Source organism: Sorangiineae bacterium MSr12523, assembly GCA_037157775.1.
Taxonomy (GTDB): Bacteria; Myxococcota_A; Polyangia; order Polyangiales; family Polyangiaceae; genus Pendulispora; species Pendulispora brunnea.
The window spans coordinates 6311495-6332871 of the sequence record CP089982.1 but is presented as its reverse complement, the minus strand read 5'-3'; the positions used below and the strand labels follow the sequence as shown (position 1 = coordinate 6332871).

21 protein-coding genes are annotated in these 21377 nt (G+C 63.5%); 8 read left to right on the top strand and 13 right to left on the bottom strand.

All coding sequences use genetic code 11. The annotated features are described in order from the left end of the window. Positions 1 to 12: 12 nt before the first annotated feature. Positions 13 to 1044 carry a ketoacyl-ACP synthase III gene (locus tag LZC95_24445; GenBank protein WXA99953.1) on the top strand — a complete coding sequence of 344 codons (1032 nt, stop codon included), beginning with the start codon at positions 13 to 15 and terminating at the stop codon, positions 1042 to 1044. Here the strand turns inward: LZC95_24445 and LZC95_24440 are convergent. The 7 genes from LZC95_24440 to LZC95_24410 are packed head-to-tail and all read right to left on the bottom strand — an operon-like array spanning position 1013 to position 8798. Further along, entirely contained in the window at positions 1013 to 2086 is a 1074-nt protein-coding gene (locus LZC95_24440; GenBank protein WXA99952.1) for an AI-2E family transporter, read from the bottom strand. The two genes, LZC95_24445 and LZC95_24440, sit on opposite strands and share 32 nt — an antisense overlap. Positions 2087 to 2110: 24 nt before the next feature. Next, on the bottom strand, positions 2111 to 2881 hold the full coding sequence (locus LZC95_24435; GenBank protein WXA99951.1) for an alpha/beta hydrolase: 771 nt from the start codon (positions 2879 to 2881) through the stop codon (positions 2111 to 2113). Between the two features lie 4 nt (positions 2882 to 2885). Beyond that, a complete protein-coding gene (locus LZC95_24430; GenBank protein WXA99950.1) occupies positions 2886 to 5450 on the bottom strand; it encodes a DUF3516 domain-containing protein in 2565 nt (854 codons plus the stop codon). Beyond that, positions 5437 to 6189 (bottom strand): SGNH/GDSL hydrolase family protein, encoded by a 753-nt coding sequence (locus LZC95_24425; GenBank protein ID WXA99949.1) that lies wholly within the window; start codon positions 6187 to 6189, stop codon positions 5437 to 5439. The genes LZC95_24430 and LZC95_24425 overlap by 14 nt, the downstream gene beginning before the upstream one ends. A gap of 33 nt (positions 6190 to 6222) precedes the next feature. Continuing rightward, a complete protein-coding gene (gene msrB, locus LZC95_24420) occupies positions 6223 to 6615 on the bottom strand; it encodes a peptide-methionine (R)-S-oxide reductase MsrB (protein WXA99948.1) in 393 nt (130 codons plus the stop codon). A gap of 27 nt (positions 6616 to 6642) precedes the next feature. Next, positions 6643 to 7638 (bottom strand): DUF2804 domain-containing protein, encoded by a 996-nt coding sequence (locus LZC95_24415; GenBank protein WXA99947.1) that lies wholly within the window; start codon positions 7636 to 7638, stop codon positions 6643 to 6645. Beyond that, complete coding sequence (locus tag LZC95_24410) at positions 7635 to 8798, bottom strand: S8 family serine peptidase (protein WXA99946.1); 1164 nt, start codon at positions 8796 to 8798, stop codon at positions 7635 to 7637. Before LZC95_24410 ends, LZC95_24415 begins: the two co-directional genes overlap by 4 nt. Before the next feature lie 161 nt (positions 8799 to 8959). Between LZC95_24410 and LZC95_24405 the strand changes: the two genes are divergently transcribed. From LZC95_24405 to LZC95_24395, 3 genes are all read left to right on the top strand, one after another. Further along, the gene (locus LZC95_24405; protein WXA99945.1) at positions 8960 to 9871 is read left to right on the top strand and encodes a hypothetical protein; all 912 of its coding nucleotides are present in this window, start codon (positions 8960 to 8962) and stop codon (positions 9869 to 9871) included. A 54-nt stretch (positions 9872 to 9925) separates the two neighbouring features. Then, on the top strand, positions 9926 to 11023 hold the full coding sequence (locus LZC95_24400; protein ID WXA99944.1) for a PQQ-dependent sugar dehydrogenase: 1098 nt from the start codon (positions 9926 to 9928) through the stop codon (positions 11021 to 11023). Positions 11024 to 11111: 88 nt separating this feature from the next. After that, the gene (locus LZC95_24395; protein WXA99943.1) at positions 11112 to 12308 is read left to right on the top strand and encodes a phospholipase D-like domain-containing protein; all 1197 of its coding nucleotides are present in this window, start codon (positions 11112 to 11114) and stop codon (positions 12306 to 12308) included. A gap of 71 nt (positions 12309 to 12379) precedes the next feature. On the opposite strand, the gene LZC95_24390 is transcribed toward LZC95_24395, so the two are convergent. After that, entirely contained in the window at positions 12380 to 13006 is a 627-nt protein-coding gene (locus LZC95_24390; protein WXA99942.1) for a TetR family transcriptional regulator, read from the bottom strand. An 87-nt stretch (positions 13007 to 13093) separates the two neighbouring features. Between LZC95_24390 and LZC95_24385 the strand changes: the two genes are divergently transcribed. Then, complete coding sequence (locus LZC95_24385; GenBank protein ID WXA99941.1) at positions 13094 to 14062, top strand: hypothetical protein; 969 nt, start codon at positions 13094 to 13096, stop codon at positions 14060 to 14062. Here LZC95_24385 and LZC95_24380 read toward each other — a convergent pair. Further along, on the bottom strand, positions 14053 to 14922 hold the full coding sequence (locus LZC95_24380) for a carbonic anhydrase family protein (protein ID WXA99940.1): 870 nt from the start codon (positions 14920 to 14922) through the stop codon (positions 14053 to 14055). The two genes, LZC95_24385 and LZC95_24380, sit on opposite strands and share 10 nt — an antisense overlap. A gap of 208 nt (positions 14923 to 15130) precedes the next feature. Between LZC95_24380 and LZC95_24375 the strand changes: the two genes are divergently transcribed. Together LZC95_24375 and LZC95_24370 are read left to right on the top strand one after the other, a co-directional pair. Further along, the gene (locus LZC95_24375) at positions 15131 to 15997 is read left to right on the top strand and encodes a LysR family transcriptional regulator (GenBank protein WXA99939.1); all 867 of its coding nucleotides are present in this window, start codon (positions 15131 to 15133) and stop codon (positions 15995 to 15997) included. A gap of 12 nt (positions 15998 to 16009) precedes the next feature. Continuing rightward, complete coding sequence (locus tag LZC95_24370; protein WXA99938.1) at positions 16010 to 17338, top strand: amidohydrolase; 1329 nt, start codon at positions 16010 to 16012, stop codon at positions 17336 to 17338. On the opposite strand, the gene LZC95_24365 is transcribed toward LZC95_24370, so the two are convergent. From LZC95_24365 to LZC95_24350, 4 genes are read right to left on the bottom strand one after another with little or no spacing between them, the layout of a single operon-like run. Continuing rightward, positions 17298 to 17924, bottom strand: a complete 627-nt coding sequence (locus tag LZC95_24365; protein ID WXA99937.1) for a TetR/AcrR family transcriptional regulator — start codon at positions 17922 to 17924, stop codon at positions 17298 to 17300. The two genes, LZC95_24370 and LZC95_24365, sit on opposite strands and share 41 nt — an antisense overlap. 5 nt (positions 17925 to 17929) lie before the next feature. After that, a complete protein-coding gene (locus LZC95_24360) occupies positions 17930 to 19135 on the bottom strand; it encodes an MFS transporter (protein WXA99936.1) in 1206 nt (401 codons plus the stop codon). After that, on the bottom strand, positions 19125 to 19820 hold the full coding sequence (locus LZC95_24355) for a pseudouridine synthase (GenBank protein ID WXA99935.1): 696 nt from the start codon (positions 19818 to 19820) through the stop codon (positions 19125 to 19127). Before LZC95_24355 ends, LZC95_24360 begins: the two co-directional genes overlap by 11 nt. 13 nt (positions 19821 to 19833) lie before the next feature. Then, positions 19834 to 20313 carry an Lrp/AsnC family transcriptional regulator gene (locus LZC95_24350; GenBank protein ID WXA99934.1) on the bottom strand — a complete coding sequence of 160 codons (480 nt, stop codon included), beginning with the start codon at positions 20311 to 20313 and terminating at the stop codon, positions 19834 to 19836. An 86-nt stretch (positions 20314 to 20399) separates the two neighbouring features. On the opposite strand from LZC95_24350, the gene LZC95_24345 reads away from it, so the two are divergent. Then, positions 20400 to 21374 (top strand): quinone oxidoreductase, encoded by a 975-nt coding sequence (locus LZC95_24345; GenBank protein WXA99933.1) that lies wholly within the window; start codon positions 20400 to 20402, stop codon positions 21372 to 21374. Positions 21375 to 21377: the final 3 nt, after the last annotated feature.

Below are 21377 nucleotides of genomic sequence, written 5' to 3'. Positions count from 1 at the left end.
ACGCTGTTTTTCATGCCCAATGCATTCATCTCCGGTACCGGCTTCTACGTCCCGCCGCGGGTCGTGACCAACGACGACCTCAAAACGCAATACGGGATTGACACGAGCCATGAGTGGATCGTGCAGCGGACCGGCATCCAGGAGCGACGCTTTGCCGAGGACGGGGTGGGCACGTCGGATCTTGCACTTCCCGCTTCCCGTGCCGCCATCCAGGCCGCCGGTCTCGAGCCACGCGATCTGGACATGATCATCCTCGCCACGCTTTCGCCCGATTGCTGCTTTCCGGGCAGCGGTATCTACCTGCAGCGAAAGCTCGGGCTGTGCGATGGGCCGAAGGCCCGCTTCGTTCCCGCCCTGGACGTGCGCAACCAGTGCAGCGGATTTCTGTATTCGCTCGGCGCCGCCACCTCGATGGTCAAGTCCGGGGCATGCAAGCACGTGCTCGTCGTCGGCGCCGAAACGCATTCCGCCGCGCTCGATCTGTCCACGCGCGGCCGCGCGGTGGCCTCGCTCTTCGGCGACGGCGCTGGTGCCGTGGTGGTGAGCGCGACCGAGGAAGACCGCGGCGTGCGCAGCTGGCACCTCGGCGCCGACGGGCGCTACACCGAGGTGCTTGCGCAAAAGGTTTGGGACGTCTCCAAGCGCCCGTTCATTCCGGTCGACGACAAGGGCGTGGGCCAGGTCCAGCCCGAGCTCATGTGGGCCCAGATGGACGGCAAGGTCGTCTTCAAGAATGCCGTCGAGCGCATGATTGGTGCGTTGATGGAGCTTTGCATGGCCAACAACGTGACGGGCACCGACATCGACCTATTCGTGTTCCACCAGGCCAACCTGCGCATCAACGAGTACATCGCCGATCACGTGGGCATTCCGAAAGAGAAGCTGGTGAGCAACATCCAGCGCTATGGAAACACCACGGCGGCGACCATTCCCATCTTGCTCGCGGAGGCCGAGCAGAGCGGCCGCTTGAAGCGCGGGATGAAGGTGGCGATGGTGGCGTTCGGGTCCGGATTTACCTGGGGATCCGCGCTCGTCGACTGGTGAGTGCCGGATCGAGGCTGCGGTGGCTCACCGCGGCCAACTCGTCTTCGTCCTCGTCGCGGAACTCGGCTCGAATCTTCCCCGCGACGAACAGCGAAGGGAAGGAGAGGAATAGCCCGGCGAAGCCAAACAGGTGCTCGAAGATGACCAAGCTCACCACGAGCACGAAGCCGGGCAGCGGCACGTGCCGGGCGGTGAGGTGCGGATTGAGGTAATAGGACTCGATCTTGTGGAGCAAAAAGGTGAGCGACACCATGAGCCCCACCCCGAGCCAATGCTTCGCCTGGTACGCGAAGAAGACGAGCACCGCGCCCGAGACCAAGTTGCCAATGACCGGCACCAGGCCGCTCACGAAGATGAGCACCATGAGCATGGCCACGTGTGGAATGCCCAACAAGAGCAACAAGGGCAGGGTGAGAAGCGTATTGCACGCCGCCACCACGAGTTGAAGCTGGATGGTCAGGCTGACGGCGTCGGCCGCGTGCGCGCACCAGCGCAGCAAAGTGCCGAGAAAGCTCTTTGGATCGACCGAGCCGCGGAATTCCGCGAGCCTCTCGCGTTCGAGGTGGAACACGACGGCGAAGATGAAGCCGATGAGCGTGTACGCCACGATGTGCCCGACCTGCGAGACATAGTGCAGGGCGCTGCCCGCGTAATGCTTGCCTTGCTCCACCAATGCATCGGTGTCGGTGACCTGCTCGTGAAGGCGTTTCACCAGCGGGTGCTCCCGGATCTCGCCGATGCGCTCGGGCAGATCGCGCGCTTCGCGCACCGCCCGCACGATGCGCCCCGCCCCTACGGCGAGCCCCGTTCCCACCAGCGCGACCACCACCGCCACCACACCGAGGACCGCACCCTTGCGGGGCATGCGCGTCTTCTCGACGAGAAAATCGGCCGCCGCACCGAGGCCGCGCTCGAAGGCGACGAAGAAGACGAGCAACGGCAAGAGCTGCCGGAAGGCGGCGAGCAAGAGCAGAAAGGCCAAGAGTGTCAGCGCCCGCCGGGGTGTCCGCTCCGCAAGGAAAGCTCCGACGCGATCGTGCATGGCGTAAGGAGTCTATCGCGGTGGTTACGGCTTGCGGTACATGAACCGCAAAGCGGCAGGGAAACGCCGACGCCAGTGGCGCTCGCCGTGTGCGCCGCGGGGATCGAGAACGAGTTTCAGCTTGTCCGGACCGTAGCCGCGCAGGGTCAAAAGCTCGGCCATGCGGGCCACGAGTGCGGCCATGTTGCCGCCGCCCTCGCGCAGGCCTCCGTCGAGGTAGACGCGCGAAAAGTGGGGCGTGGGCTGCTTCGAGACGAAGGCGAAGAGCGCGCGCTGCCCGAACCAGAACGAGGGCGACATGGAAATGACGCCGCCGAAGAGATCCGGCCGGCGGAAGTGCGCATACATGGCCGCGAGGCCGCCCATGGACGAGCCCCCGATGCAGACGCCCACGGGACCTTCCACGATGGGGAAGCGCCCGCGGACGTCGGGCAAAAGCGTGGCGCCGATCCAGTCGAGCAGGATGTCGGCCTTGCCTCCGCGGGTTGTGCCGCCCCCAGGCAGCCCCTTGGGCGCCGGCGCCTCGAAGGGCCCGAGCTCGTCGATGCGCTGCTCGCCGCCATGATCGATGGCCACGACGATGGGCACGTGGTGTCGCTCCGGTGAAAGCTTGTCCACGCTCGTGTGCACGTGCCACCCGCCCGAGAATGACGGTTCGTCGTCGAAGACGTTCTGCCCGTCGAACAGCAGCAGGAGCGGCCTCGGTCCGCGGATTTTCCGGGAGGGGGAGTGCACCCGCACGAGCCGTTCCCCTTCCAGGCCCGGAACGGTGTACCGACCGAAAATCTCGGGCATCGCGCTACGTTCCCAGGTGCTCCAAGGTCAGCACCACGCGCCCTTCCTGGCGCGCGCGCTCCAGGTCGACAGTGCACACCACGAGCCAATCGTTGTTCCCTTCGGGGTCGAGCACCGTCTGCTCGATGCGCCAGCGCGTCTCGCCCTGGTCGATGCGGTAGAGCGCCGGCCGGCGCGCCTCGGGGTCGACCCGAATGATCGCGTGCTCCTCGAAATAGGGCGCCAGCTTCTCTTTGAGCTCCAGCACCGAAACCGGCGCCACGATTTCCGCGGCGGTCTCATAATCCCGTTTGGCGAGCGCCCGCAGAAAACGGTACATCTCGTTGCGCAAAAGGACGGTGAATGCGCGCTCGTCGCGCGTGATGTCCTTGGGCCCCTCCGGCTCCTGGCTCTCCTCGCGAGGCTTGCCCGCGGCGAGCGCCTCCACCCGCGAGGGATCGCGCATCTTTTCCCACTCGTCGAGCAAGCTGGAGTCGACCTGCCGCACGATGGCACCGAAGTACACGGCGATGTCGTCGAGTTCGTCGGTTTTGGCATAACGCGGTACGGTTTCGACCAATACCTTGTACACGTCGGACAGATACCGAAGAAGCAATCCCTCGGAGCGCTCCAATCCGTATTCGTTCACGTATTCACGAAATGACATGTACGTCTCGTACATATCGCGCGCCACCGACTTGGGACGAATGTTGTCCTGCCCCACCCACGGGTGCTTTGCGGCAAAAGCATTGAACGTGTTGTAAATGAAATCGCGATTGGGCTTGGGATAATCGAGCTTGGCCAGCTCCTCCATCCTGTCGTCGTATTCCATTCCCGCGGCCTTCATTTCGGCCATCTTCTTCGTCTTGATGGCATCGAGCTGCCGCATCAACACGACCTCGGGATTCTCGAGGATGGACTCCACCAAGGTCAATACGTCCAGCGCGTACGTCTCCGCATCCGCTTCCGGATCGATGCGGTCCAAGGTGTCCAGTAGGTAAAGCGAGAGCGCGTGATGCAGGGAAAAATCTTCCTGCAAATCGGCATTCACCACCACGGTGCGCCCCTGTACTTCGATGACGCCGGCGTCGACGAGCGAGCGAAAGAGCATCGCCGTGGTCTTGCCATGAATGCGTTTTTGCGCGCGCCGTTCGTGCGAATGCCAAATGAGGCGCGCCATGGCGCGGCAGCCGCCGTGCTCGCGTTCGAGCACTTGCATGAGCATGCCATGCGACACGGAGAAGCGCGAAACGAGCGGCTCGGGCGGTGATTCGATGAGCTTCGTGAACGTGTTCTTGTCCCAGTGCACGTAGCCCTTTTCCGGGGGCTTCTTCTTGACGATCTTGCGCCGCTTGGCCGGATCGTTGCCTGCTTTGGCTTCCAGGCGCAGGTTCTCGACGACGTGTTCGGGCGCCTGCACGACCACGCTTCCGCGATCGTCGAATCCTTTCCGCCCGGCGCGCCCGCTGACTTGCTGAAAATCGCGCACGCTCAAAATGGCGGTCCTCTCGCCATCGAACTTGCACAGTTTGGTGAACACCACGGTGCGAATGGGAATGTTCACCCCGACGCCCAACGTGTCCGTTCCGCAGATGACCTTGAGATGGCCTTTCTGGGCCAGTGTTTCCACCAAAAGACGGTATTTGGGCAATAGCCCGGCGTGGTGCACGCCAATGCCGTGGCGGAGGAACTTTTGAATGTCTTTGCCGTAAGGCGAGTCGAAGCGGGCGCCCGCCATGGCGGCGGCAATGGCCTTCTTCTCTTCCTTCGTGCAAAGGTCGACGCTCATCAGGTTCTGCGCTTCCTCTGCGCAGGCCCGCTGGGTGAAGTGCACCAGATAGAGAGGTATTTTGCCGGCCTTGGCCATGTCGGCCACGGTCTCGTGCAGCGGTGTCTCTCGGTATTCGAAGTCGAGCGGCACGGGGCGATCGGTGCCGCGCACCACCGCGGTTTCGATGCCGGTCAGATCGTTCAAATAGCGCTCGAACGGTGCCGTGTCGCCGAAGGTGGCGGACATGAGGAGAAACGTGGCCTGCGGCAACGTGAGCAGCGGGATCTGCCAAGAGACTCCGCGATCCTTGTCGGAGTAATAATGAAATTCGTCCATGATGACGTAATCGACGTCGGCCTGATCGCCGTCGCGAAGCGCCAAGTTGGCAAGAATTTCCTGGGTGCAGCAGATGATGGGCGCGTCGCGGTTGACGGCGGCATCACCGGTCATCATCCCCACGCGATCGGGGCCGAATTCCCGGCACAAAGCGAAGAACTTCTCGCTGACCAAGGCCTTGATGGGGCACGTGTAAAACGAGCGCCGGCCCTCGGCGGTGGCGAGAAAGTGCATCGCCGTGGCGACGAGCGATTTCCCCGAGCCCGTGGGCGTATTCAGAATGACGTTTTTGCCGGAGAAGATCTCCAGCAGCGCCTCTTCCTGCGCCGGGTAGAGCGAAAGCCCAATCTCCGTCGTGTAGTCGATGAAGGAGTCGAGGAGCTTTTGCCGGTCGATGATGTCGTCCGGGTGCGGAAGGCGGCGGCCTAGGCGCGTGTCCTCCTGCGGATCGAGGCGCTCATCGGAGATGTCATCGCTTTGCATGGGTTGCCTTGGTGTCGACGTACGGGCCTTTTTCGGTGCTGTCCACGTGATGCGAGGCCTCGTCGTCGAAGATGAAGTGCCATACCGCGTCGGCCCAGACTTCTCCACCGCGATCGGTGGGGTGAATGTGGTCCGTCTGCCGTTCCAGCACCAGGCGGCTCGTGTCGAAGAATTTGCAGGGCTCGATGTTTTCCGCGATCACGCGCCGAATGCCTTTGTCTCGCTGAACGGCTTTGATGGGCAGGGGAGGGCCTAGCCAATAGCACGCGGCGGGCTGCATTTTCTTGACGATCGAGCGGATGTTGCCCGCGAGCACCTCGGGATTGGGATTGAGCACGTTGTTGCTCCCCAGGTTGAGGATGATGATGTCGGGCTTGGCTTTTTGAATGAGCTTGCCGAGGCGCTCGTCCTCGTCGAACGACTTGATTTGTGCGCTCGTCCACGAGTTGGAAAAGAACTTGGCGGAGCTTTCCTTTTTGAAACGCTGCTCCAGCGCCAAGGTGAGGCCACGGCGAAAGCCGACCATCGAGTCCCCCAGGTGCAACACGGCGTGCACGTCCTTGGGGGTAAGGCGCGGGGGCTCCGCCTGCGTGCCAGCATCCGCTGCCTGAAAGGGATCGGGAGCGGGAGCGGCAGCGGGAGGGGGGAGAGAAGAGGATTCGGGGGCCGGAGGCGGAGGGGGCTCCTCCTTCCGGCACCCGAGGATGACCAACGAGATGAGAACGAACCGCAGCTTCAAGCCGCCAAAATACTTCGCGAAGCGCGCGCGGGCCTACTTTTTCTCGAGCTTCAGCGAGGCGGAATTGATGCAGTAGCGCATGCCCGTGGGGGCGGGGCCGTCGGGAAAGACGTGGCCCAGGTGCGCCCCGCAGGCGTGGCAGGTGACCTCGGTGCGGGTCATGAAGTGCGACTTGTCCTCGTGTTCATCGACGTTGCCCTCGTTGATGGGCGAGGTGAAACTCGGCCAGCCCGAGCCCGAGTCGTACTTCGTCTCCGAGGAAAAGAGGGCCTCGCCGCAGCAGACGCAGCGGTACGTGCCCGGATCGTGGCAGTCGTAGTACTCGCCCGTGAAGGCGCGTTCGGTGCCTTTTTGCCGGGTGATGGCGAACTGTTCCGGTGTGAGCTGCTTGGACCACTCGGCTTCCGACTTCTCGATTTTTGCCATGGTTGTTAGCTCCAACAATTCCGCAATCTACCACACGACGTCTTGGTCCTCGGTGACGCCGGGGAGGTGCTCTACCGGGTAGCTACGCCCGTGGAGGGTGATGGTTCCGCTGAAGTGCCCGACGGGCTGGGCAAAATGGCTGCGCACGATGCCCAGGTTGCGGTCCTCGCGGTGTGCACCGATGGGCTCGAAGGTCAAATCCAGCGCGGCTCCGTTGGCGGGCTCCGTCGTGCAACGCCAAGTCGCGAGCACGTCGTTGCGGTTCCACGAAAAGCGCGCGCGGCCGAGGGGCACCAGCTCTTCGCCGAAAAAGAGCGCATTTTCGCTGACGCCGTTCGCCTCGTTGAAGCCCTCGACCAGGTTGAAGCCGATGCGGACGTCGCCGAGCGTGCCGCACGCGAAGGCCCAACGCCACGCCGTGTGCCGGGCCAAAAGCCCGTTGGTGTAGTCGAATCCGCCCACGCCGCCGCGCAGATCGAAGGAGCGCCCGGCCACCTCGAGCATGCCGCTCGCCGCGAGTGCCGCGCTCTTTTGCGTCACATTGGTGCCGCCCTTCGCGATGGGTGCAATCACCGTCAGCGCGGGCGGGCCCTGCGTCGTTGCGAGCTCGCCCAGCCAGAGAAGGCCGCTGGCTCGCACATGTTGCCGGTAGCTGCCATCGGCGCTGGAAAACCCCGCGCGAAGGTCCACGCCGGGCAACCGAAAGCGCGCATCGCCGGCGCGAGGTCCCACGTGCACGAAGGGGCGCGGCAGCCCCGTGAATCCCTTGTCGTAAAGGACCGATCTCGCCGCGCGATCGGCGACGAGCACGAACGCGTTCGCCGCATAGCCCAGATCGACGATCGCGTGCAGCGCGATGATCTCCTTGGTCGCGACGAAGGTGTAAATCCAGCGCTTATGGCGAAAAAAGGATCCGCGCGGCAAGGTGACCTGGCGCAGCTCGCCGCGGTACGTTCCGAAGCGAACGGCGCCCGATGCATCGAGGACGCCGTCCGGCACCTCGGGCAACGAAACGGAGCTCATTTCGCGCGCAGTGCCTGATCCACCGCGGCGCGCGGGTCGACGACGCCCCACCCTTGGCGATCCACCTCGAGGTTGGGAAGACGCTTCGCGGTGCGCAGGAGAATGCGTTTCACCTCGAGCGGCTTCAGGCGCGGATTGGCCTCGAGCATCTGCGCAATCACACTCGTGACGATGGGCGCGGCGAAGCTCGTTCCGTCGGCCATCTTGTAGTGCTCGTTGATCACCAGTTCGTCGCGCAAGCCGGCGTCGACGATCTGCCGGATCAAATACGCCGGACTGTCCTTCACCTCGTCGAGCGAAGGCAACACACCGGGGTAGCGCTCGATGGTCTGCTTCAATTGCCCGTCCGGCGTTTTGTGCAATTTGGCCAGCAACGCGATCTGCGTGGCGGTCATCGTTCCCGGGAGAATCGGAGCCGGAATCCAATCGGCGACGGTGACCACCTCGGGCTTTTGCAATCCATCGATGGTCGGTCCATACGACGATCGATAACCGGTTACCTGGCCCAAGTTGGGATTGCCGCGATCATCGATACCGCCCACCGAAATGACCGCCGGAACACTGGCCGGAGGCACCACGTATCCAGGGCGATGCCCTTGGTTGCCCACCGCGGCAACCACCACGATGCCCGCGCGGATGGCGGCTTCGGCGAATCGCGACATCACGTCGTCCAAGTGGGACGCTTCGTAATCACCGCCAGCGGAAATATTGAGAATACGAATGTCGTATCGCGCCCGATTGACGAGCGCCCATTCGATCCCGCGCGCGATGTCGTCGTGGTGGACGCGCGACAACGTTCCAACCTTGACCAGCACGAGGCCCAGATCCGGAGCGACCGAACGGAATCTTCCATTGGAGAGGCTGCCGTTTCCGGCGGCCACCACCGTGGACATCATGCCGTGCCACGACGACGCATCGCCCGTGGACAAAAGCTCCACGCCGTCCTTTTCATGAATGAGATCGTGGTACGCGTGGATGCGCGAATGCGGCGTCACCAGATCGGGGTGCGCGTAAAATCCGCTGTCGAGAAATGCCGCGACGATTCCGCGCCCGCTAAAGCGCGTGTCAGCACCGATGCGCTCGCCAATCGGCAGTGGCGCCCTTGCGCGTGGATCGTGCGACTCGGCCTCACCGCGGAGTGGCGCCGCGGGAATCTGCACGGAAATGGGTGTTGGCTTTGTTGCATCCTTCGCAACGGAACCGGTGGATCCTGCATCACCGCCGGAAGCACCGGGACCAGCTGCGGTGCCAGAAGATTTGTCAACACTTGGATCGTTTTTCATACCGCAACCGGAGCTTCTTACTACAATATGAGAGCTAGATGCTTAGCTCTCCGACTCCGATCCGCGTTTGCCTGGTGGACATGAACAACGGTGTCGCGAATCAGGCGACACGCTGCTTTCGCAGGTTGTTCGACGGGTTTTCGAAGCGCGTCAAGCAGCAAAACCCCGGCTTGGAGCTGCATTTCCGGCACGTCCAGCCGCGAAATCTTGGCGAGCTCCCCGATGACGACGTCGATTTCGTGCTCTCGTCGGGTGGCCCCGGGTCCCCGTTCGACGGGTACGACGATCCGTGGTGCGTCGGCTACCGCAAGATGCTCGATCGAGTGGTCGAGGCGAACATTCGCGACGCGAGCCGGGCGCCGAAGGTGCTGGCCGTTTGCTACTCGTTCGAGGTCGCGGTCTTGCACTTCGCGGTGGCGAAGATGTCGCTGCGCCCCACGTTGAAGTTCGGCGTCATGCCCGCCTACGTCACCGACGAAGGGCAGGCGCTCGATTACTACGGGCCGTTTGGCTACCGTCTGTTCACGTGGGAGCACCGCAATTGGGAAGCGATTGATCTCGATGCGCGCAAGCTCGCGGAGCTCGGTGGGTGCGTCACCGCGGTGGAATCGCACGCGGGCAGCAAGGTGAACTCCGGGGACGCCATTCTCGGGTTCGACTTCGCGCCGGGCATCCAGGGCACACAATTCCACCCCGAGGCCGACAAACCCGGCGTCATGACGTGGCTGCAAAAGCCCGAGCACACCGAGCAGGTGGAGGCCGCCTACGGCCGCATCCTCTACGAAAAGATGGTCAAGAGCCTGGCAAATCCGGATCGCTTGGCGCGCACGTTCGCGTTGTTCATTCCGGGCTGGCTCACCTACCGATTCAACGAGATTGCCGCAGCGCGCGGGCTCAAGCCGCTCTCGCCGCCCGAATTCGATATGCAAGAATTCGATATCGCGGTTTAGGCTCAGGTTTAAACACGCCTTGCCGAATGGGCGCTGTGGCCCGAAGTTCGGCGGATGCGATGGCATGCGCTGCTCGGGATTGGCTTGGCGTTGGCCGGCTGCAAAACGGCCGAGCCAGCGGATCTGCGAAACATCAAGGTGCCGGCGGGCTTCTCCATCGCGTTTTATGCGCGCGATGTGGCGGGGGCGCGTTCGCTGGCGCTGAGCCCTTCCGGAACGGTGTTCGTGGGAACGCGCGGAAAGCGCGTGTATGCGCTCGTCGATCGTGACAAGGACGGGCGCGCGGACGAGACGCACGTCATCGCGAAAGATCTCGATACACCCAATGGTGTCGCCTTCAAGGATGGTGCGCTGTACGTCGCCGAAGTGCATCGCGTGCTGCGTTATGACGGCATCGAGGGGCGCCTCGCCAATCCGCCGGCGCCCGTGGTGGTGACCGACAAGTTGCCCAAGGACGAGCATCACGGCTGGAAGTGGATTGCCTTCGGCCCCGACGGCAAGCTTTACGTGCCGGTGGGCGCCCCGTGCAATCTGTGCGAGCGCCCGCTTCCGTATGCCTCGATTCAACGCATGTCGTCGGACGGCAGCGCGCTCGAGACGTATGCCTCCGGGGTGCGCAACACCGTGGGATTCGATTGGGATCCGCGCAATGGCGAACTATGGTTCACCGAAAATGGGCGCGACAACATGGGAAACGATACGCCGCCCGACGAACTGGATCACGCGCCGCGTGCGGGAATGAACTTTGGCTATCCGTACTGCCACGGCAAAGGGGTTGCGGACACGGAGTACGGGTCGAAGCGGCCGTGCAGCGACTTCGTTCCCGCGACCCTCGAATTGGCCCCGCACGTCGCGGCATTGGGAATGCGCTTTTATACGGGCACGATGTTTCCAACCGAGTACCAAAACCGCGTCTTCATCGCGGAACACGGCTCGTGGAATCGCGACGAGCCCATTGGCTACCGCATCACCACGGCCCGCGTCGATGGCACATCGGCCAGCGACTATCGCGTTTTCGCCGAGGGTTGGCTCCGAAACGGCAAAGCGTGGGGACGCCCGGTCGACGTCCTGGTCATGCCCGACGGCGCCCTCCTGGTCAGCGACGACGAGGGAAACGCCGTATATCGAATTGTTCATACCGGCGCGAAATAGACGCACGATCGACTGGATCGTAGGAATACCAATTTCCCAGTTGCACATTCCGTGAGACGAATCATGGATGGGCGCTTGGAGGTGTAGCATGACGAGCTTACGCAACGTTGGCGCGGCGATGTCCCTCGTTTGTCTTCTGGCATTGTGCCGCTGTAGCACGGAGGCGGAGGCCGAACCCGAAGTTACGGGGATGACGCAGGATGCCATCAACGTGGCCCAAACGACGATTGGCGGCTTTCCGGTGCACGTCCATTTCACCAATCCGCCGGCTTTCGCGGGGGACGATCGGACGATTCTCAACGAGGTTACACGGCTTTTGAACGAGACGCCGGCAGGGGAGACCGTCCGCGCGGCCATTCATAGCCTTACGGCCAATGGCATTTACGATGCGCTCATTGCCGCGAAGAACCGCGGGGTCATTTTGAAGATCGTCGAGGATGGCTCCGACGAGTTCGACGAGGATACGTCGCCGCGGGAGCTGCACGCGGCGTTGGGCGCAAACCACGTGTTTTGCGGCAACCGCGTGGTGAACAAGAATTACGGCTGCATCACCACGGATCCCAGCGGGATCATGCATACGAAGCTCTTTACCTTCAGCAAAACGAAAGATCCGTCGGGGGTGTTGCGCTCCAACGTGAGCTGGTTTGCCTCTGCGAACATGACGTATGCATCGGGGTCGAAGATGTTCAACAACGCCATCACCGTGTACGGCGATACGGCGCTTTACGACTACTTCGTGGGGTATTTTGGTCATCTCTTTGCGCAAAAGCACTATTCGGGGAACGACTATTACGATGCCGATGCACGGCGGGGTTACTTCGAGGGCAATACGGCCCGCGTCTACACCTCACCGGAGCAGGATAGCGATCTCGTTTACAATCGATTGAACGACATCGTCGCGGATTCCACGTGCCGCATCCGGGTGGCCCAAGCAGGCATCAACGACTCACGCATGAAGCTCATCGACCTCTTGGTGGCGCGCAAGCGTGCGGGTTGCCAAGTATGGGTCGTCGCCGACGGTATCGAGAACGATGCGCTGGCCAAGTTGAAGGGCGCCGGAATTCCGGTGCGGCACCACGTCGTGCACGACAAGTTCATCCTGGTGAACTCGAAATTCGCCGCGTCAACGACGAACCGGTACCTGATCTTCACCGGTTCCCACAATTGGACCTACTCGGCGAATTACCGCAACGACGAGATCTTCGTCCGCCTCGAGAGCAAAGATTTGTACGACGCCTTCTACACCCACTTCAACGACGCCTACAACAACGGGACCGGGATGTAAGTCGAGCTGCGCGACCCGGGGGCGCAGTCCCCTCGTGCTCGAAGCGCTCTTCCTCGCCTTCAACCGACGGCTCACTTGGAGTGCACAGTGGCCGAGGCGACGAACATTTTGGCCATGTGATCGACCAAGCGAGGCAGCGGGATAGAAAGGGTGCCGGAGAGCCATTCGTCGAGGAGTTCGATGAAGCCGGCGGCGAAGGTGATCGTCGTGAGGCGGGCGTCCGTGGGCGTGATCTTGTCCGCGCCGTAGAACTCGCGGGTGACTTTGCTCATCACGCCCGCCACCTCGACGAGCTTCTCGCGTCGGCGTTGCTGCAGCGGGCCGTGCCCCGAAGAGGAGACCAACAGAACCTTGGCCTTGCGGTGGTCGTTCGAGACCACGTGGATGCCGGCCTCCAGGCCGGCGCGTGTGCGGGTCAACGCATCCCATGGCGCAGCGGCCACCGCCTGCACGGACGCCGCCGTGATCTCGTCGACGACGCTGTCGAACAGCGCCAGCAGCAGCGCATCCAGATCGGGGAAGCTCTCGTAGAAGTAGCGGCTCGTGAGGCTGGCGCGCGCGCACACCGAGCGCAAGCTGATCCCTTTGATGCCGGCTTCGCCGATGGCATCGAGCGCAGCCTCGAGCAGCCGCTGCCGGCGTTGCTCGCTCCGCGCGAGCTGGGGTAGCCCCCCGTAGACGCGTCCACCTTCTGCCATGGCGAGCCACATCCTAGCGGCGTCTTGACGCACTCCGCGAGGTCGTTCACAATCTGATGACGTACGTAGTCAGATTGCGAGGCGGTCATGAATCTGGAAGCGATGCTCGAACGCTGCAAGCGCGATCAGTGGAAGATTTCCGACCTGGATTGGACGGGAACCCCGCGACCGATGACCCGTGAGGACGAGATCGCCATCGTCCAGTACTTCACCGACATGGCCGCCATCGAGCGGCTGGCCAAGGCCCTCTTCGTGCAGCAAGCGGCCTACGCCTGCAACGACACGCTTCGCAAGATCTTCCACACCTTCGTCGCCGACGAAGAGCGGCACGCCGTGGCGGCCGAGCGACTGGCCGCTTATTACGATGTTCATCATTACGAGAAATACGAGGTGACCCCGGCTTTGCGGAAGTTCGCACCGCCGTTCGTGCACCTGGTCAAAAACGTGTCTCCCGATATTGCGAATTACTACATCACCGGCGGTGAGATAGCCCTCGATATCGCGCTCCTGCGATCCATCAACGACTACGTGGCCGACCCTATGAGTCAAGCGGCGATGGATCGCATCAATCGTGACGAATCACGCCATCTGGCCATCGATTACCATATGGCCGAATATTACGGCTCCGCGGAGTATGCCGCGGTGGCCGCGGAGCTGCCGTCTCCGCCGATGGCGGCGCGTCTTCGATCCTCGTGGGCGCTGCTGCGCGTGCTCTATTTCGCAGCACCATTTTTCCGCGGCGTGTTCTTCGAGCCGATGCAAATGGTCGATCCCGATGGCAAGCGCCTGCGCGAAGCCTTCAAACGGATGCAGCTCCTCGGCCAAAAAGAGGGCGAGCGAAAGAGTTGGTTCACGCAGATGATGGCGGGCCTGCAGGATCTCTACAACGACTCGCCGCTCTTTCGTAAAACCTTGGGACCCGTCGCCGCCCGCATCATGGGCATACCGGCGGTGCTGATGGACCGCTTTTACACGGAAGAAGAAGCCCGCCGCGCGGCCAAGATGTCCTACGAGGAACTCGCGAACGAGGCCTTGGCGGCGAAGACTCAGTTCTGAGTGGCGTATTCGATCTCGGTACCCAATACGATGGGCTGAATCGGCCGGTTCGTCGGGCCCAGCGCGCGCGTGAAGGCCTTGACCTGCGCTGCCGACACTTTGATGGGATGCGAGAGCATGTGGAAGCGCACGCTTGCGGTACAGGGCGGCGCGGTGAGCGAGCCGTCGTATCGGTGATATCCACGGTCTTCCGGCAGGAGCTTCGTCAGGTCGAGGGTCACGTTCGACACCGCGGTTGGAGTCTTTTGGGGACAGGCATTGAAGCTGCTCCAGATCTTCGCGAACTCGGGATTGTCGACCGCGTCCTCTTCCGCCATCACGGCGACGACCGATGCAAAAGGCCGCGCGCCCTGCGGGCCGACATGAACGAAATGGATCTCCAGCGGATAGGAGCGACCCTCGAGTGTGTGCTCGCTCGGCGAGTGAAAATGCACTTGAACGAGCTCGTACTCCTTCGAATCGACGAGCATCTTGCTTCCGGGCGCGAAGTTCGCTTGCCAGGTGTGGCCGTTGTTGATGACGTCTTTGACGGGGGCGGCGGGGAGCCACTTCAGATGCTGGTTGTCGAGGGCAAAGGCATCTTTGGCAACTTCCGTCCTCGCGGGAATGGCAATGGGCGATTGTTGCGTGGTGGCTGCACAATCGGGATAAAGGACTTTGCCCGTGCCATCGGCGAGTTCTCCCCATTCATTGGGCCCGCCTTGGTTATCGCTTTGCGAATGGCTCCACGTCCCTTTGGTTCCATCGTCACTTTCGCATCGAGGGCCGTCGTCTTGTTTCCCGATGCTGCTGCGTGCCGCAACCACCACGACGAACGACGTCAACACCACGGCGACACCGAGGAGCAATGTGCGCTTCATCCCATCATCCTTTTTCGAATCCCCACTTCATTCGAAGGGATAGTCCGATTGCCTTATGATGCGACGGCTTCGGGGTCAATTAGACATCGGATGGGTTACAGCGAGTTAAATTTCGCCCACTTTGTCACCAAAACGTTGCTTGGCAACGTGCGCCTGGCTCACTAGCGAATCAATTGATTGATCGGTGCATCATCGATAAATTTGCTCGATGGATACCGATCTGCCGTTTCTCGCCACGTTCACCAGCATTTACGAGACCGGCAATGTCACGCGTGCGGCCGCGGCGCTTCATCGCACCCAGCCCACGGTCAGCTACCAACTGCGCCGCCTCGAGGAGGTCCTTGGGCAGCCGCTGTTCATCCGCCGCGCGGCGCGCGTGGTGGCCACGCCCTTGGCCGACCAACTTTATCGATTGGTGCGCGGCTTCACACGCGATGTCGAGCTTCTTCGCAAGGGCGAGGGGGAAAAGGACACCGGCCTTTTGCTCGCGTCAGTTTCCGCGTTCGGGCGCTACATCCTTTTTCCCGTGTTGCTCGGCGAGGAGTTCGCGCAGCGGCCCATCACCTTGCGCTACCCCGAGCTCGACGAAGTGCTGCGCCGCGTGCGCGATGGGCAGGTCGATGCCGGTTTCGTCTACCGCGCACCCGTCGATGCGCGTCTCAGCGTCGAGCCGGTGTACGAGGAGACGCTGGACCTCATTGCCGGTGCCGCGTGGGCGCGAAAGCTGCGCACCATGGAGGCCTTTCAAGACGTGCCGCTCGTCACCTACGACGATGGCGACTACGTCGTGGGCCGGTGGTTCGGACATCATTTCGGCCGCCGTGCCCCGCGCTGGTCGAGCGTGAGCCACTTCGAGGAGGTGGAGGAGGTCGTCGCCACGGTCGCGGCCGGTCGTGGCGTGGCCATCCTTCCGGGCTTCTGCACACGTGCAGCGCCGGGGCGCGTGAAGGTGGTGCGTTGGGGCAGGCCTCCCTTGCGCAACACGGTCTTCATGGTGCGGCGCGCCGAAATGCCCGAACACCCCGGCATCGCGCAACTCCTCACAGCCCTGCGCAAAGTGCCGGAGAAAGCGTAACGTGATGAAACCATGAAATGCGAAACGATGACGTCCGCGATCGTGCTCGCGGTCTCGATGGCCTCCACGCAGTGCATGGCGCAAAACATGGCGGTGCAATCGGCTGCGCCGCAGCAAGCGCTGGAGCGCGAGATCGAAGCGGTGCGGCCCAAAATGGTCGGCTGGCGGCGCGACATTCATAGCCATCCCGAATTGTCGGGCCAGGAGGTGCGCACCTCCAAGCTGGTCGCCGAGCATCTGCGCAGCCTTGGCTTGGAGGTGGCGACCGACGTGGGCGGCCATGGGGTCGTGGGCCTTTTGCGGGGCGGGCGCCCGGGCAAAGTCGTCGCGTTGCGCGCGGACATGGATGGCTTGCCGGTGAAGGAAGCCACCGGGCTGCCCTTCGCCTCGACGGCAACGGCATCGTACCGCGGCGAAACCACCGCCGTGATGCACGCCTGCGGGCACGATGGGCACACGGCCATGTTGATGGCCGTGGCCGAGGTGCTGTCGCACATGAAGGCGCGCATCCCCGGCACGGTGAAGTTCATTTTCCAGCCGGCCGAGGAAGGCGTTCCCGACGGCAAGATCGCCGGTGCGCGCGCGATGGTCGCGCAGGGCGTGATGGATCGCCCCAAGGTCGATGCCGTCTTCGGCCTGCACATCATGCCGCTGCTGCCCACGGGAAGCGTCGGGTACCGCGGCGGTCCCTTGTTGGCCAGCTCCGATTCCTTCGAGATCCGCATCCAGGGCAAGGGCACGCACGGTGCGTTGCCCTGGAACGGCGTCGATCCCATCGTGACGTCGGCACAGGTCGTGGTCGACCTGCAAACCATCGTGAGCCGCCAGCTCGACATCAGCAAAGAGCCGGCTGTGATTTCCGTGGGCTCGATCCATGGCGGAAATCGCGAAAACATCATTCCCGAGAGCGTGAAGATGCTCGGCACCCTGCGCACCTTCGACGACGGCATGCGGAACGATGCCAAACGTCGCATCCAGACGATGACCGAGTCCATCGCCACCGCGCATGGAGCCAAGGGCGTCGTGGAGTTCGTGCAGCCCGGCTACAGCGTGACCAACAACGATCCTGCGCTCACCGAGCGCATGATCCCGACCTTGCGCTGGGCCACGGGTGGCAAGGCGGTGCTGACGGACAAGGTGAGCGTCGCGGAAGACTTTTCCGAGTACCAAAAGGCGGCGCCCGGTGTGTTCCTCCTGCTCGGCGCCCCGCCCAAAGGCAAAACCCCGCAGACGGCGTCGCGAAACCACTCGCCCACGTTCGACTTCGACGAGGACGCGATGCCCGTGGGCGTGCGCACCCTCAGTGGGCTGGCGCTGGATTATCTGGGGTCCGCGAAATAGGCCCGGACGACAGCGCGGAAAGCGCCACCTCCACACTGGACGCGAGGTGGCGCGGATCGGGGCGCATGTGGCTCATCACGCGCACGCCCTGGATGGTGAGCACGAAAAAGCGTGCAAGCGCGCGCTCGTCCTTCGATGCGTCCACCTCGCCGGATGCCTTCGCGCGGGCGATCGCGCCCGCGAAAAGGTCTTCCAGCCGCGCGAACATGCCCGCGAGAACGCGCGCAATCTCGGGATCGCGTGTGGCCATTTCCGTGGTGGTGTTGGTCACCAGGCAGCCGCGCGTGTCGAAAGGATCGGTCGCGCGTTTGACGTAGTCGAGCAAGATCTCCCGGATGGCCGCCTTGGGCGAGCCGGGGCGGGTGAGGCCGACCTCGTAGCGCGTGAGTCGCTCGTCGATGTAGCGCTGGAGCGCCATGAGAAAGAGTGAGCGCTTGTCGCCGAATGCCTTGTAAAGGCTGCCCTTGGTGAGCCCCATGCCCTTGATGAGCTCTTCCATGGATGCTCCGCCGTAACCGAGCGTCCAGAAGACGTCGATTGCGTCGTGCAGCGCAACCTCGATATCGAATTCGCGCGGGCGTGCCATCCGGTTTACTTGTCTGCTTTGTAGCGCAAAAATCCGGGGAGGAAATACAGGCTCAGCACCACCCCGCCGACGCACAAGAGGCCGCCGGACACGATCGACCCGCGCAAGCCGACGAGCGCTGCGGCGAATCCCGCTTCGGCATTGCCCAAAAGAGGCCCGGTCGAATAGCTCACCATCTCGATGGAGGCGAGACGTCCGCGCAGATGATCGGGAATGGTTTCATTCCAAATGCGGCCGCGAAACAGCCCGCTCACCATGTCGCCGGCGCCCGCGAGGGCCAGGAGCAAGAGGACCAACGGAAGGCGGTCGGTCATGCCCGCGGCGGCGATGGCCACGCCCCAGACCGAGGCCGCGATGGCGATGGCCAGGCCGTGCCGGCGCACCTTGCGTGTCCACCCGCTGGTGAGCGTGGCCAGGAAGGCGCCTGCGGAGGGTGCGGCGTAGAGCCAGCCGATGGAGGCTCCCCATCCGTGCGCCTCGGCGAGCGCGGGAAAGAGCGCGGTGGGCATGCCGAAGGTCATCGCGATGATGTCCACGATGTACGTGCCCAGAAGCTCTTGCCGGCTGGCCGCGTAGCGCAGGCCCTCGATGACACGCGCGATGCTGGGCGGCGCAGCCTCCGCCGGGGCGGGCACGCCGCGCATGATCGCGAGGCAAGTGACGGCGATGGCATAGGTCCCGACGTCGATGGCGAAGGTCCATGCGAGCCCCAAGGTGGCAATGAGGAATCCGGCCAGCGCGGGCCCGGCGATCATGCTGATGGTGTGGCGAAGCTGCGAGAGCGCGACGGTTCCTCCGATTTCCTCCGCCGGGACGAGCCTCGGGGTGAGCGCCTCGAGGGCCGGGCGGTGGAAGCCATTGAGCGCCGACATGAGCCCTGCGAGCACGTAGATCGCCCACACATTGGGGTGCGGCAAAAGCGAATTGCCCGCCAGCACCAACGCGGTCAAGCCGAGGAGGCTTTCGGCCCACAAGAGGAGCTTGCGGCGGTCCATCGAATCGGCGAATGCGCCGCCGGCGAAGGCGGTGGAGAGCAATGCCACGAGCTCGACGATGCCGATGGCTCCGACGGCCAGCGAGGAGCGGGTCAGTTGGAAAACCTGATACGGCAGCGCGACGTACGTGAGCATGGTGCCGAAAAACGAGACGAATTGTCCGGCGAACAGCAGACGAAAATCGCGACGGCGAAGGGGACGAACGTCAATCCACATGGGTTTCGAAGTCGGTGTCGCGCGGGAGTCCGAGCGCGGTCAGCGCCGCGCCGAAATCATCGGGCACCGGCGCCGTGACGGTCACGGGCTCGCCCGTTGCGGGGTGTTGAAAGGAAAGAAGCCGCGCGTGCAGCGCCAAGCGATGCAGCCCATACACGGCGCGGTAGTGGCGATTGATTTCCCCCGAACCGTATTTCACGTCCCCGACCAGCGGATGATGGATATGCCGCAGGTGGCGTCGAATCTGATGCAGCCGTCCCGTCTCCGGCATGGCCTCCACGAGCGAACAGCGGTCGATGGGGGAGGGGGCGACCCGTCGAAAGCTCGTCACCGCGGGGACGCGCGGCCCATCGACGGCGCGGGGAATGGCATAGTCGATTCGGCCCGATTCGGGGGTGATGCCGCGGACCAGTGCCAGGTATGACTTGCGAACCCGTCCCTCCTCGAAGGCGCGTGCGAGCACGGCGGCCGCCTCCGCCGTGCGCGCAAAGATGAGCGCCCCGCTGGTTCCCCGATCGAGCCGATGCACCGGGTGCACCCGCTGGCCAATCGCATCGCGCACCCGAAAAAGCGCAACATCGTCGTCATTGTCCCATCCGCGGTGCACGAGAAGGCCCGACGGTTTGTTGGCCACCACGACATGATCGTCGACGAAGAGGAGCTCGATGGGAGGAAGGCTGGGCACGGCTGGAGCGGGGTCACATAGGGCCATCCAGGTGGGTTCGCAACACCGGAACGGCCGTGACACTGAGAATTCCGGTGGAGGCACCGATGCGTTCGCGCAGCTCGTTCAGGGCGGCGAGGTTGGCAACCCGTACGGAAAGCAGCACATCCATCGGGCCGGAAACGTGATGGCAGGATTCGACTTCCGGAAAGCCCATGAGCGACGGAATCATGCGCGCGCAGGGGCGCCCTTCGATGCGGATCATGAGAAACGCTCTCACACTGGTTGGCTCGACGGGCTTCGCGAGCTCGATGGTGAAGCGCTTGATGATGCCCTCGCGCACCAGCCGCGCGAGCCGATCTTGCACGGTACTTCGCGAGACGCGCAGCGCGCGGGCGAGCGCGAGAATGGGCTGGCGGCCATCTTTGCGCAGCAGCTCGATGAGGTTGCGGTCCGTTGCGTCGACGTCCTCGTTCATCCTGCTTGGCTTGCTCATGCTGGTCTTGCTGGACATCCGTCAAAGTGACGGCTCGCTGGACATATTGCTGCCTGAATTCCGGCACGGTGCGCGCCTACGGTCCGTGTGAAAGGAGTTCGAGCATGGCGCGTGTGGTTCGCATTCATGAATATGGGAAACCCGAGGTTTTGCGCATCGAAGAAGTGCCCGTCGGCCGCCCTGGCCCGGGGGAGGTGCGCCTCCGGCAGACGGTCATAGGGTTGAACTTCGTCGAGGTGTACTTCCGGCGCGGCACCTTTCCGGTGCCAGGTTTTCCGTGGCCGATCGGCAACGAAGCGGCCGGGATTGTGGACGAGATCGGGGCGAACGTGACCGAAGTAAAGGTTGGCGATCGCGTGGCGTACGCGGACGGTCCTCACGGCGCCTATGCGACGGAGCGTCTGTATCCGGCCGATCGGCTGGTGCCCATTCCGGACAACGTCTCCGACGAGCAAGCGGCCAGCGTGGTGCTCAAGGGATTGACGGCGCGCTACCTGCTGAAAGAGGTCGTGCCGCTATCGCCGGGCGACACGGTGCTGTTCCAAGCGGCCGCCGGCGGGGTGGGGACGATCTTCGTGCGCTGGGCACGCGCGCTGGGCATTCGCGTCATCGGGACCGTTTCCACCGAGGAAAAGGCGGCGTTCGCGCGCGAAGCCGGCTGCGTGGCGGTCATCGATCGGAGCCGGGAAAGCCTCGGCGATCGCGTGCACGCCTTGACGGAGGGACGCGGCGTCAAGGCTGCGTTCGACTCCATCGGTCGCGACACGGTCCGCGCATCGCTGGCCTCCCTTGGGCCGCGCGGCACGTTGGTGGTGTTCGGCAAAGCCTCGGGCGAGCCGGAGCCCATCGTCCCCTTCGAATTGGCACCGCGCTCCCTCTTCGTCACATGGCCGATTTTGCCTGTGTACACGGCCAGCCGCAGCCAGCTGCTCACCGCTGCGAGCGATCTGTTCGCCGCCGTGGGCAACGGCCACGTCGATGCCCGGCCAAATCGCGTCTACGCCTTCGACGACGTCGTGCAGGCGCAGCGCGATTTGGAAAGTGGCCGCACGATGGGTGCGGCCGTACTTCGTATTTAGCGC